Origin of the sequence: Paenibacillus sp. PvP094, from assembly GCF_040546835.1 — a bacterium.
In the GTDB taxonomy this organism is placed as follows: Bacteria; Bacillota; Bacilli; order Paenibacillales; family Paenibacillaceae; genus Paenibacillus; species Paenibacillus illinoisensis.
The window spans coordinates 1,227,432-1,240,214 of record NZ_JBEPOM010000001.1; the positions used below are offsets into that span (position 1 = coordinate 1,227,432).

General features: G+C 46.4%; 12 protein-coding genes. 3 read left to right on the forward strand and 9 right to left on the reverse strand.

Features of this window, described 5'->3' with window-relative positions:
• Positions 1-60: 60 nt before the first annotated feature.
• Positions 61-1,050 (reverse strand): phosphotransferase, encoded by a 990-nt coding sequence (locus tag ABIC22_RS05780; protein ID WP_354479232.1) that lies wholly within the window; start codon positions 1,048-1,050, stop codon positions 61-63.
• Between the two features lie 216 nt (positions 1,051-1,266).
• Between ABIC22_RS05780 and ABIC22_RS05785 the strand changes: the two genes are divergently transcribed.
• Both ABIC22_RS05785 and ABIC22_RS05790 read left to right on the forward strand, forming a co-directional pair.
• Positions 1,267-2,190 carry an alpha/beta hydrolase fold domain-containing protein gene (locus ABIC22_RS05785; RefSeq protein ID WP_354479235.1) on the forward strand — a complete coding sequence of 308 codons (924 nt, stop codon included), beginning with the start codon at positions 1,267-1,269 and terminating at the stop codon, positions 2,188-2,190.
• A gap of 164 nt (positions 2,191-2,354) precedes the next feature.
• Positions 2,355-2,678, forward strand: a complete 324-nt coding sequence (locus tag ABIC22_RS05790) for a hypothetical protein (RefSeq protein ID WP_354479238.1) — start codon at positions 2,355-2,357, stop codon at positions 2,676-2,678.
• Between the two features lie 135 nt (positions 2,679-2,813).
• Here the strand turns inward: ABIC22_RS05790 and ABIC22_RS05795 are convergent, their stop codons facing one another.
• The 5 genes from ABIC22_RS05795 to ABIC22_RS05815 all read right to left on the reverse strand — a co-directional run bounded on the left by ABIC22_RS05795 (position 2,814) and on the right by ABIC22_RS05815 (position 7,811).
• Complete coding sequence (locus ABIC22_RS05795; RefSeq protein ID WP_127538379.1) at positions 2,814-3,029, reverse strand: hypothetical protein; 216 nt, start codon at positions 3,027-3,029, stop codon at positions 2,814-2,816.
• Positions 3,030-3,255: 226 nt separating this feature from the next.
• Complete coding sequence (locus ABIC22_RS05800; RefSeq protein WP_354479241.1) at positions 3,256-3,987, reverse strand: SMI1/KNR4 family protein; 732 nt, start codon at positions 3,985-3,987, stop codon at positions 3,256-3,258.
• The gene (locus ABIC22_RS05805; RefSeq protein ID WP_354479243.1) at positions 3,971-4,432 is read right to left on the reverse strand and encodes an NUDIX hydrolase; all 462 of its coding nucleotides are present in this window, start codon (positions 4,430-4,432) and stop codon (positions 3,971-3,973) included. The genes ABIC22_RS05800 and ABIC22_RS05805 overlap by 17 nt, the downstream gene beginning before the upstream one ends.
• A gap of 166 nt (positions 4,433-4,598) precedes the next feature.
• Complete coding sequence (gene gnpA / locus ABIC22_RS05810; protein ID WP_354479246.1) at positions 4,599-6,779, reverse strand: 1,3-beta-galactosyl-N-acetylhexosamine phosphorylase; 2,181 nt, start codon at positions 6,777-6,779, stop codon at positions 4,599-4,601.
• Positions 6,780-6,791: 12 nt separating this feature from the next.
• Positions 6,792-7,811: a glycoside hydrolase family 88/105 protein gene (locus tag ABIC22_RS05815; protein WP_095288562.1), complete on the reverse strand. Its 1,020-nt coding sequence runs from the start codon at positions 7,809-7,811 to the stop codon at positions 6,792-6,794.
• Positions 7,812-8,212: 401 nt separating this feature from the next.
• Here ABIC22_RS05815 and ABIC22_RS05820 point away from each other — a divergent pair, with 401 nt between their 5' ends.
• Positions 8,213-9,154 (forward strand): AraC family transcriptional regulator, encoded by a 942-nt coding sequence (locus ABIC22_RS05820; protein WP_354479249.1) that lies wholly within the window; start codon positions 8,213-8,215, stop codon positions 9,152-9,154.
• Positions 9,155-9,266: 112 nt separating this feature from the next.
• Here the strand turns inward: ABIC22_RS05820 and ABIC22_RS05825 are convergent, their stop codons facing one another.
• The 3 genes from ABIC22_RS05825 to ABIC22_RS05835 all read right to left on the reverse strand — a co-directional run bounded on the left by ABIC22_RS05825 (position 9,267) and on the right by ABIC22_RS05835 (position 12,772).
• The gene (locus ABIC22_RS05825) at positions 9,267-10,625 is read right to left on the reverse strand and encodes an LLM class flavin-dependent oxidoreductase (RefSeq protein ID WP_354479252.1); all 1,359 of its coding nucleotides are present in this window, start codon (positions 10,623-10,625) and stop codon (positions 9,267-9,269) included.
• Positions 10,626-10,901: 276 nt separating this feature from the next.
• The gene (locus ABIC22_RS05830) at positions 10,902-11,912 is read right to left on the reverse strand and encodes an ABC transporter substrate-binding protein (RefSeq protein WP_354479255.1); all 1,011 of its coding nucleotides are present in this window, start codon (positions 11,910-11,912) and stop codon (positions 10,902-10,904) included.
• 104 nt (positions 11,913-12,016) lie between these two features.
• Positions 12,017-12,772, reverse strand: a complete 756-nt coding sequence (locus tag ABIC22_RS05835; protein WP_246058347.1) for an ABC transporter permease — start codon at positions 12,770-12,772, stop codon at positions 12,017-12,019.
• Between the last annotated feature and the right edge of the window lie 11 nt (positions 12,773-12,783).

Sequence of the window (12,783 nt, forward strand, 5' to 3'; positions counted from 1 at the left end):
ATTCAGAGGGGGCTTAAGATAATTCAAAATAGGTGTAAAACAGTTCATCATCTTCTGAAACTATATGATTCCTGCTTCTCGAAATTCCTCGATAAAACTGTCCAGCCAATCGTCACCATAATCGAGTGCTCCCATATCATTTTCGATAAAAGCAACATCCAGACCCATGACCCAGAATCTACGAGCGATAATGAACAGGTCTACGGCCTGCTCGTCCTCTGGAGAGAAGCTTCGTATCGAACGGTAACCTGCCATGAGCGCATTCCATAATTGTGCTTTTTGCTCACCGGATTGTCTCTTTCTAGCCTTTACCTGAGCCAGATCATAGGCTCGCCAGCCTTTGGCTGTCCACTCCAGGTCATAATGCGTAAACGAGCCTCCCTGCTGAAAGGCATTATTGTTGCCATGCATATCGCCATGACACAGTCCCCATTCCAGACTACGGGCAGATGCTGTAATCCGCTTCTTCAGCTCCTCAGTAAACGCAACCAAAAACGGTCCCGCTTCATGCGACTCTCCGATATACGCCATAATAAGCGCGAGCGGCTGATCAATCAGAAATCGTGTATCCAGCTCATATCTGGGCTGCTCCACTACCACTTGATCCATAGCCTTGTGCAGCTCAGCCGCAGATTGACCAAAAGCATAACAGGACTCCTCATCCTCCAGGTTGTTCTCGGTCCCCTCAATATAGCGGAACATCACGGCCACACGTTTGCCTTCCGGCGCATCCAGAACGGTGTAATCACTACTATCCCTCCTCTTAATGTAATCACCAACATCTGCATGCACGGAAGTATTCAAAATCGCTTTCAATTGAGATAGCACGGACAACTCCGTGATCACTTCTTCCTCCCCGATCTCGGCACGGTATACCCGAAGGATGTGCAAGCCCGTGGACGTCTTTACCCGGTATGTATCATTTAATCCTCGCAGCCAAAACAAGCATTCTTCCCATGGACCCAATTCATATTGATCTCTTAAAGCAAATTCCAAATATTTCGGACTTAAAATCGAGCGCAATGCCATGGGTTGATTAAAATTAAGCATATTAATGCTCCTTTGGTTTAATAATTTCTGTTACTCCTATCATTTAATATATAGGTTACAGGTACATTTTGGAAGAGGAGTTAAAAGAAGTGTGCATTCTGGCAAACTCGTTTTACAACCTTTAGTGTTCTCGCTTTGAATCTAACCCTTGACCTTGAAGTACACTTCAACCTTTATACTGTAGATATCGTAATTTAGACGAGAGGTGGCATACAGATGAGTATGAATGTTTATAACAAAAGACGCTCTCTAATGAGCTATCTATTTGAAAAATTTATTCTTTTATCAGGCACCAAGAAGAATTTCTCCACGCGGGACAACACCCGGAAGCACATCGACCAAGTGGGACTTGAGAATATTAAGCCTTATCAGTTAGGTAAGGTGAAACTCACATCTCCCCGATCAGAGCGTTTCTTTGAGGACATGAAGGTATTTACATTGAATGACCAGCATTCAGACGCACAAAAAGTCATCTTATATATACATGGCGGCGCTCATACGCATCAACCTCTTAGCTTGCATTGGAGATTCATGGACACCCTGGCCCAGGCACTGAACGCCAAAGTGATCGCTCCCATTTATCCCAAAGTGCCTCACTTCAACTATCAGCATACGTATCCAAGACTACTAAACTTATATCGTGAAATCCTTGAATCGGTACAAGATCCCTCACAACTTACGATTATGGGAGATTCAGCGGGTGGGAATATTTCGCTAAGTCTGGCACATTACATTCAGATGAATCATCTTCCGCAGCCCAAAGATATTATTTTACTGTCTCCATGTGTGGATATGGTTCTGGACAACCCGGTCATATTTGATTATGAGTCGAGGGACCCCATGCTCGCTGTAGAAGGATATGATGTAATCCGGCGGATATGGGCAGCTGACAAATCGCTGGATGATCCGCTGATTAGTCCGATTTACGGAGATTTCGAAGGGCTCGGGGAAATCACCATGTTTGTCGGAACACATGAAGGGCTGTTCCCCGACATCATGAAGCTCGACAAGATGCTAACTGACCAAGACATTGACCATCATACCTTTGTTTATCCCAAAATGAATCATGTTTTTGTCCTGTATCCCATCCCGGAAGCCAAGGATGCTCAGCTCAAAATCATCGACATCATTAAGCACTAAACACAGCCTCCAATTCCTTGTTTCATAAGTTAACGCATCAGTAATACTCACAAATATTTATGCAAAATTAAATAAAAAATTCAATTATGCACTTGTATATTTGATTATTCCGGGTATAATACTCGGTATATAGAAAAGCGAAGCCGACTGGAGTGAAAAATGCCATGAGTTCTTGGACACAAACTTGGGTTAACGATTATTTGGACTTATATAACTATGCCAAGACTATAGGGGACTCGGCATGGGCTGAAGATCTTCTCAGGAAGCTTCGTGACCAGAGGGACATCATGTTGGAAGAAGAACGGAAAGTTCGATTGCTGCGTGAACTGCTTGCTAACTATGACCGAATTAACAATCAGTTGTTGGAAATTTTCAATAAACTGCGGGGGGCTTCCGAAGGCTCTCAGGCAGAATCCTTACAGGAGCAATGGTTAATGTTGAAGCTGATGCGTATTGATGTATCGAGGAAAATTCTTCAATATATATAAAGAAAAAAAGCCGGTCTGCAGTTTGTCTGCTCAACCCGCCTTGTTTAAAGGCTTACTAATCGTTTCAATGCTACAGTCGACTGTTCGGCAATAATGTAAAGCCCGCCAGCTTTACATTAGATGATGTATCGATAATTACATGGATGCTTTCTTCATGCTGCTCATCATGCCCATCATGGTGGTCATCATTTCGTCGCACTCTTGCATGCAGGACATCATTTTGTTCATGTCCATGCTTTCCATCATGTTATTCTCTTCCATGCACTCCATCATCATTTTCATGGACTTCATTTTACTCATCATTTCTTCCATGCACATATTCATCATCATGTTCATACACATATTTTCCATTCTATGTTCCTCCTAACCATATTTAGTAGACTTCCTTTTTTTAGAATAAACGATCCCCCGTTTAAAAGCAATCATTTTCCTCTTGCCATTCAGATTAAATTTGTGTATAATACGCACTTCACTTATTAATCCAGTCGGAAATAAAGGCTTTTGCGGACATGTAGCTGTTCACAAAAGCCTTTTTGACGTTTTGGCAGGGTTGACCCTTCAGCAAAGTAAGTTGTAACTATGAACCAAGATTGGTTCTATAGTCAGGCAGCTGCCTGTCCTGCGTTGTACGATTCAACAGGCTCGCTATACGCTCCCGGTCAAAAGAAGCCAGATATACGGCTAATACGTCTTCCTCGCTTTCACCAACAGCCATTTCGAACAGGAGAATGACATTATCCCTACAACATATCCGCCAAGCCTGAAGAGAGGACATTTCTGGAATTTCATATGCTCCGTCGCTTAATCCCCAATAGGATCGATAGTCCGATAACCCCCACATGTTCTCATCAAAAATAACCCAATAGGGCAGCCTGTCCTCCACCCCCATCTGAATAAATGCTTTGCTTACCAGGAAATTGGTGAGTGATTCATTCTCCAGCGACCAATCCGGACGGTTCCAGGCACATAGATACACCGGCGGGTCTTCCTTCGTCAGATCACTGAAACGTATGCCGCAATAGATCACCGATTCTTCGCATTGATAAAAGATCAAAAACGCTTTGTCCGTTGTAAAGAAATCCGAATCCGGTACAAAGATATCCTCCAGAAGCATCGGCTCATACTGATTATTGCAGTGTTGCGTAATATATTGTGACCGCCCAAACCTCTTATAATATTCACTCAAAGCCGCCGGAAAAGGCTTGCCAAGACGACGCTCCTGCTCCTGAATGTCTTCCTCTGAAATGGAACCCTCTGCCTCATCATGACCTTGGAGGAACTCGGTCAACACTTTAAAATCCGCAATCAAGTAAATCTTCTCCTCTCACCAGAACGTAGCTTTCAAAGAACACACGGGCCTCCGGAAATAACAGTGGAGCGACATGGTTTATGGGGAACCATCGAATATCATCGATCTCATCATCCTGAGGCTTCAAGTCAGTCCCGTCTCCAGCGTATTCGACCAGAAACATCGTCGTTTCCTGGCCCTGATATCCCAATTTCTCCTGCGTTATAGCGTCAAAACGAAAGGCAATTCGGTCCTTGAACGGTTTGCTAATTATAAAGTTTGTTGATCCCGTTTCTTCTTCTAACTCCCTGAGCAGTGCCGCCTCTAAGCTCTCATCCTGCGGCTCCATCCCGCCTTTCGGGAAATCCCATGTTCCTTTGATTTTCCCCTGTGCTCCCTTTACCTTATGAACTAACAGCAATTCATCACCCTTTTGAATGACCGCGCCGACAGCCATACGAATCATTGATTACACCCCCACGATCTTTAAATCTAGAGCAAGATATCCGATTGGTTTGCCTGTATGGTTTACATTATAAAATATTCATGAGCAAAATTCCTTTTCAGCCCAAATAGACCGCTCCCTGGCTAGGGTAACGGTCTATGAGACGATTTTCGATAAAGAAGATATCCTATGAGGATACCGAGTTAGTTGCACCAATCTTGGTAATAACTGTATCATACGGAGCCAGTTCCAGCGTTTGTTTTCCAAACTCTGTATCAATCGTTGTTGTCTGAACCTGGTCACTATTGTTGATCACAACCAATATGTTACTTTCCGGATAATACGCACACTCGGTATACAGGTTATCCGGGATATACTTCGTTTCCTCGTACTCCTCGCCTGCATAGCGAATCAGATTCAACAGCAATCGGGTATTCTCCCAGTTGAATGCGAATGCGGAGAGATAGATCCCTTTTCCTTTGCCGAATGCATGCGTAGACAACGTAATATGACCATCCGTTTCATGCAGCACCTCAGCCGTGCCATCCGTAAGATAAATGCCTTTCTTCGGCGTTATGCTGGCTTCATCCGGTACCAAACCATGCTCATCTCGTACCTCATACGACCATTTTCCGTGAACAACTCTTGCCCCTGTATCTTCATCCACGCCAAGAATATGTGCCATCCGGAAAAAGCTGTCGTATCCCTCGATCGCCGAAGGCTGATTGATTCCGATAAATGTACCACCTTCGTACACCCACTTCGTCAGTAGGTCCACACAAGTATGGTCATTCCAGTGTTCACCACCGCTCCATGCGGAACCGGCAGAGCCAGCATTGATCACGACATCGCAGTCATGCAGTACGCCCTGACGGATGTCTTCAAAATCGATAAACTGCACCTCAACCGGTAATCCCGACAATGCTTCATTGACGTGAATGAGATCATGCATGTACGTTTCATGGAAATGCCCGGACAAGGTCCATGATCTCAGTTTGCCCCAGCTATGCAGCACGGCTACCTTGGTCTTGATCTGATAAGGCATGCCAGCCTGATGCAGCTCCTTCATTTCCCTGAATTCATTGGCAATCTTCTCGATGTATTCCACAAAATCCGGATAAGGCTCCACCAGATGCAGATACCCGCCCAGTCCGATTCGATCGATCGGTTCTCTGAGCAGGGCACGCCGGATGTTAATCCAATACTTCTTGGCGTCCAGCGTAGGGTCGCCGCCCTCCTTGAAGGTAGGGAGTCCACCTAAACCAACCGGGAACAGATATGGATGCAGCCGAATTTCATGCGTTTCCACGTCGATCCCAGAACACATTCTGGCCTCATACCCGGAGAATACGCATTTGATCATGCCGTCGAATCCGAACTCCTGGAAGCGGTCATTATAAGGCTCCATGCCGACCCAGCTATCATCGTAGAAAACATAGGCCAGCTTGCCATGTTTGTGTACAATATCAATCAGCTTTTTACCGAATTCAATCACAAAATCATTGATGAACGCCATCCAATCCAGTTTGCGCTGATTCGCAGGGATATGACTGACCCGGTATTTACCGCCATTCACGAAATCCTCAGCCGTGAGGGAATAGCCAGCCTTTTTGGCAAACAGATCAAGCGCTCTTGAACTTACCGTAAAATCATATGAACCCCAGTCCGAGAACAGATGGCGATTGCGCTCACTGCTGCCCCAGATCCAGGCGAAATTATAGAACAGGGAAGTAAACCGAACAACGGTCGTTTCCTTGTGCTCCTGACACCAACTTTCCATCCAATTCAGCAAGTATGCTTGTGTCTCCGGATAGATGGGATCGATCTGCATCAGATGCTCTTTGTCCCAGTCATTCGTCGTATGGTTGTACATCGAAATCTCTTCCCATATCCGGTAAACCATGAAGCTGACGGTGTATTTGTGCCACGGAACAATGCCGGTAATGACCACATTCCCGGATTCCCGTTCATAATTCCACTGTTCTCTCGGCACCTCTTCCCCCGTCGTCCGGTCATAGACCTGCCAATACTTGAATGCTTCCCGAGAATCGTTCACCTTGAACTGTTCAGCGAAGAAATCCTCCATCAAATAGATGGACAGGTAATCCTGCACAGCTACCTTGGGGTTCGTTATGAGAAAACATTGCTGCAGCTTATCCGTATTGCGGGATGCCCACTCATTATGATCCCGGATGATACAGATCGTCGAATAAATGCCGTATCCGGCGTTGATAATCTCATCCGACAATTTCGTCCCGTCACTGTCACGAATGACATCGGCACCCCACCGTTCAGCGAGTTTCAGTGTCAGTGCCTCATAACCGGATTCTCCGGGCAGGGTGAAGGCTCCCGTTGTTTTTTTGGACAATTGGATCTCCTCCTATCTCAACATGTCGGACAGAAAAGCGAGTGCCAGGCCTTGACCCCAGCCCTGAATCCAGTCTTTGGGGATTTTGCGGTACCCTTCCCGATCCTTCATGACTGCCGTGCCGCCAGATACGCCCAATACACGTCCATCTTCAGTGATATTTTTCAGTACACCGTCCAATGCCTTCTGTACATACTTGGTATGCAGCGGATTGCCGTTATTGATCATGGCCGCCGCTATACCGCAAGACGCCGATACTTCTTCATAGGACTCCTCATCGTCCAGCACCGTTCGCCACAAGCCGTTGTCCGTCTGAACCAGCTTCAAGGCTGCCAGTTGGTCCCGAAGCGAGCACTCGACGTCCATACACTGCGGATACAAATACCAGTCCTTCAATTGAGGTTTCACCTGCGACATTGTGTAAGCACCCCAGGCATTCGCTCTCCCCCAGTAAAATCCGGACATATGGTCCTTATTGACATTGTTATACCCGTGATACCAAAAGCCTGTGCTTGGGTCCTGAAGGTATTTGATATGCCAGTAATACTGATTCAGGGCATCCTGAATCATGGCTTCATCCTTCAACTTGCTGCCTACGCGCAGCAGGAAAAATGCAGCCATAAACAAGGTATCCGCCCATGCCTGTTCCGGAAAGTCATTGGCAACGGATACGGTATGCTGCAGCACGTTGTCTCCGAAGCGGAGTGCATGATTCTGAAGATAATCCACTTTGCTCAGCGCGATATCCCAATATTTCTGGTCCCCTGTCTCTTCATACAACGTAATCAGCATATGTCCCATGGCACAGGTGTTTACCGTCCAGCTCGGCAGGCCCAGCTCAATATATTCATCCGCCCACTGAACCAGCCTGTCCAGAATCTCCTTGTTGCCTGTCGTCTGGTAGGCTCTGGTTACACCGTAATAGGCAACACCGCAAGGCCAGTCCCATGTCAAATCCATGGATAGTGTTTTTTGGGTGACATTATCGATGACCTTCAAAATCTCTTCCCTGTCATATTTCACTTGAAGCATCAGTATTCCCCTCTCCTGGACACACGCCCCCAAGTGCGCCCTGAGAGGTGTCCGTTCGTATTGTAAACGCTTTACTTATTCCATTCTACGCAGTAAAATGGTGTCAATCTAAGCATATTCGTAACAAAACTGCGCAATTTCAACCATTTATGAATAAAATCAAAGGTTTACACTAAGTCACTCCGCTGTCAGAACAATCTTCCGATCGCTGTTATCCCCAGAATTTTTTGATTCCTTTTCTATGGGGAAAATCAGGTGATAAAGGCGAACGCTTCGCTTCTCCAGATTTGTTCTGCCCTCTCCGTTACCGTGTAATTGTAGAAGTTCATCCTTTTTAAAGGTTACCTTTACTGTAGTTTCTAATTAAAATGGACTCCAATTAACAAATAGGGGGATCGTATATGCCTAAAAAAAAGAAGCCTGTTATTGAATACCGTCATTACAGCCTGCCCATCCATTTTCCCGTCCTGCTATTAAGCGGTGAACGCTGGAAAATATCCGATATCAAGAGCGAGCATCTTCATTTTCATAACCATCTGGAGATTGGCATTTGCTACTCCGACAGCGGCATTATGGAGATCAAGGGAGAATCCGTCCCCTTTCAGGCCGGCGATGTGACCTTCATTCCGCGATATCTTCCTCATACAACGTACAGCACGCCTGGTACAGCCAGTTTGTGGGCTTATATTTTCTTTTCGCCGGAGGACCTGTTTCAGCATTCATTAAAAGGTACATACCGTGATTTTGAGCCGAATCTGTGGGCAGTACAGGGAATGAACTGTGTGCTCAGCAAGGAGCAGCATCCCAAGGTGTACACGCTTGCCACATCGATCGTAGAGGAGTTAAGACAACAGAATCCCTATTATCAGGAAAGTGCCTACGGCTTGATGCTGTCCCTGTATATTGAGCTCCTTCGAATTCATTTCCGGAATCGCCCCCTGTCAGAAGAGGGTACAGATCATGGCTTGAAAGGGGACCTTGTTATCTCCCCTGTACTCGAGTACATCACCAAGAACTACATGACCCCCATGACCATCGACTTTTTGGCCGATCTGTGCCACTTGAGCACAACGCATTTCCGCAGAAAATTTTATGAGATTATGAGAACGACCCCTCTCGAATTCATCAACAGCACACGCATCGAAGAGGCCTGCAAACAGCTGAAGAGCACCGATCATTCCATTCTGTCGATCTCCGAGCAAGTCGGTTTTCATTCCATTTCCAGCTTCAATCGCTGCTTCTCCAAACTGATGGGGCAGTCCCCCAAAGCTTGGCGTAAAAGTGCACAAACCGAAGTACAGTCTGCCAAAGCATCCATACTGGAGTTTACGGGATGGGTCTAGGACCAGGCTTGAAAGGCGAGAAGATAAGCTTCCTCCTCCCTATGGAGGTCACTTCGTTGGCCCAACAAAAAAACGCAACCATGAACGGTTGCGTTATGTTAATGCCAATGCCTTACACAATTTCACCTGTACTCGCACCGGTTAATGCCTTCTCGGGTGTTTTTACGGCAGGTACAGACAGCCCCAGATTCCCTCGCAGAGTACTGCTCTCATATTCGGTACGGAATAATCCCCTCCGCTGCAATTCAGGAACCACCAGTTCGATGATATCGTTGAAGCCCTCCGGGAAATGAGGCGGCATGATATTAAAGCCATCTGCACCATCATTCAGGAACCATTCTTCCAGTTGATCCGCAATTTGTTCCGGAGTCCCGACAATCTCCCGATGACCGCGTGCTCCTGCGATTCGTTCATAGATTGCACGTATCGATTGCAGGTTCTCCCGTTTCGCAATATCCCGAATGATGTTATAGCGGATTCGCGGGTTGGTCTCATCTTCGATGGAGCTTGCTTCCGGAAGTGGTTCCTCGACATCATACCCGGACAGATCAATATTCGTAAAAGCAGAGAGATATGCTAATCCCACTTCAGGCAGAATATAGCTGTTTAACTGCTGCTGCTTCAGCAGGGCTTCTGCCTCTGTTTTAGCCACTGTAATGAACACGCCAGGCATGATCTTCAGATCGTCCGACTTGCGTCCGTATTTAGCCAGTCGCCCTTTGACATCCCGATAAAAGACCTGTGCCTCTTCAAGCGTTTGCCAAGCTGTGAAAATGACTTCAGCCGTCTTCGCTGCCAGCTCTTTGCCGGATTCCGAAGACCCGGCCTGAACAATCACGGGATGCCCTTGCGGTGTTGTTGGGGAATCAAGGGCACCTTGCAACTTAAACCATGCCCCCTCATGGTTAACCGGATGCACCTTCTCTACATCCAGATATCGGCCATTTTCCTTGTCGATGACAAGCGCCTCATCCTCGATGGACAACCATAGCTGCTTGACAACGTCCACGAATTCCTCAGCACGTTCATAACGGAGCGCGTGCTGCAGATGCTTTTCTTTACCGAACAGGAGAGCTTCTCCATCGTTGGCAGATGTGACGACATTCCAGGCAGCCCGTCCCTTGGATAGATGATCAATCGCTGCGAATTTACGCGCGACATGGTACGGATCGTTATAGGTCGTGGTCAGCGTGGCCGTTAGCCCTATATTTCTCGTCACAGCCGCGAGGGCCGAAATGATGATAACCGGGTCCAGCTTCAAGGAGGAGTGTGCATTACCGGAAAGCCGCTGACCCAGGACATCGGCAAAAAATATCATATCGAACTTACCGCGCTCAGCTGTCTGTGCAATCTCCGTTAAATAATCCAGATCGAATGCACGGCCTGCACCTGAAGAAGGATGACGCCAGCTTGCTACATGATGTCCCGGCAGATTAATGAAAGCTCCCAGTTTCATTTGTTTTCTAGTCATACGAACCACTCCCTTATCTGATTTTGGTTAAAAACTTATTCATATAAACCACATTTATCTATCACACAAGGCCACTGCGAGTGCAGTACCATCTTCCGATCGCTGTTATCCCCAGATTTTTTTGATTCCCTTTTTCTAAGGGGAAAATCCGGTGATAAGCCTATGCTTCCGATGCAGCTTTCTTTCAGAAAGCTTTCAGGCGAACGCTTCGCTTCTCCAGATCGGTACTGCCTCTCCGTTAACGTGTGTTTGAATTTTGGGGTATATATGAAAAGGTTATTGAGCAAATGGATTATATTCGTTGGTATATAAATCTTCCGGTTTCACCTGACCTTCTGTTAGCTCACCATTCGCCACAAGCCAGTCGATCCATGTTCTGTATTCCGATGGAGTAATGACGCCTCCCTTTTCCGATATGCCTGTACTCTTCCAGTATTTAAGGTTTTCCGTCGTTTCCTTGCGTTCCCGCTGATTCACAATGTCCTCGAACCGCGAGATGACTTCCTCCCTAGGTGTGGTCTGAGCCCAGTCAATGGCTTTGGCAACCCCGTCTACAAATTGCTTCACCGTATTCGGATTCTCCCGGATGTAATCCTCACTGAAGAAATAGTCGCCTGCAGTAAACTCCTTGCCAAACACATCGATATCCCTGAAAATTTCGGTAATTCCTCCTGTTGCCAGAGCCCTGTCCCGGCCGATTCCGCTTAACATCACCACGTCGATCTGTTGATTCCGCAGAACCTGTTCCGCACTTGAACTTGGGACAGTCACCAAAGTGACCTGTTCAATTTCTTTTTCCGTCAGATTGCCTTGTCGTAAATAGTCTTTGAGGACAAACTCCAAATGGGCCCCGAGAATATTGACGCCTACCTTTTTCCCAATAAAATCTTTGGCCGATTGGATTGGCGTCCCCTCAAGGGTATAGGCGCCGATGTACGTATGTTCATCACTGCCGTATGAGCCGACGACCGATTTTATTTTTACGTTTTGGGAGTAGGATTTGATAATGGCTCCATTAAAAGCTGATCCAAAGTCGATTTGTTTCGTCGCCGTTAATTGAATGCTCTCCGGTCCCCCAACGCTGTCGCCTATGGATTCCAGTTTCAAGTCCCCCAAGTAGCCCAAATCTGCAGCCAGCTCCGGAAAAGAAACACTTCCAGGTGAAGACTGATATTGCAGAACTTGATCTTCTTCTCCGCTCTTCGCGGAGGTCTTGGGATCTGAGCAGCCTGATAGGACACCACTGACCAAGCCTGCAAGTACAAGAATGCCTAATGTTCGTTTCATCTCGCTTCTCCTCCTCCAAACGATGTCTTATTCATAACTCACTAATTCAATTGATTTAGTAAGGATTAATGATAAAAAAATAATGAGGGAATATTCGAACAGAACTATTCATTCACTTGCTGTTTCCATTTGGAAAATTTACGTTCCAGCATGCTGAGCCCTTGGTTGATTAATAACCCCAGCAAAGCAATGGTTAATATCCCGGCATACATCTGAGGAATCTGGAAGTTATACTGGGAATACGTAATGAGATAACCCAAGCCTTCCTTGGCTCCTACCATTTCAGCAGCTATGAGTACCAGGATTGCCCCTGTCCCTGCCATGCGAATACCGGTAAAAATCGTGGGAACCGATGCCGGCAAAATGACCTTAAGGAATAATCTGAAGGACTTAATATTCATCGATCTTGCTGCCTTGATCAGCAAGGGATCAACGCTGCCGACAGCAGCAATCGTATTGAGAAGAATGGGCCATGTGCAGGCAAAGAGGACGATCGCAATCTTGGAGGTTTCACCGATTCCCAGCAATAGCATGAATACCGGAAGCAGCGCTAATGCAGCAGTATTTCGAAACAATTCCAGCACGGGATTCAACAGCTGTCTGGCTAATGGATACCAGCCAATCAGTAATCCTAATGGGATTGCAATAAGTAAGGCTAAGGCGAAACCACTGAATGAACGAATGATGCTTGCCAGAAAGTGAGTGAAAAGCTCACCTGAGATGATCAAACTCCATAATGCCCGAATGACCTCGGAAAAAGCAGGGAAAAATGCTGCATCTACCAAGCCTGTCCTTGGTGCGATCTCCCACAGTAAGACCAAGGCAATTAACACAATCGACTGTTTGAACAACTTCAGCACACCAGAAAAGG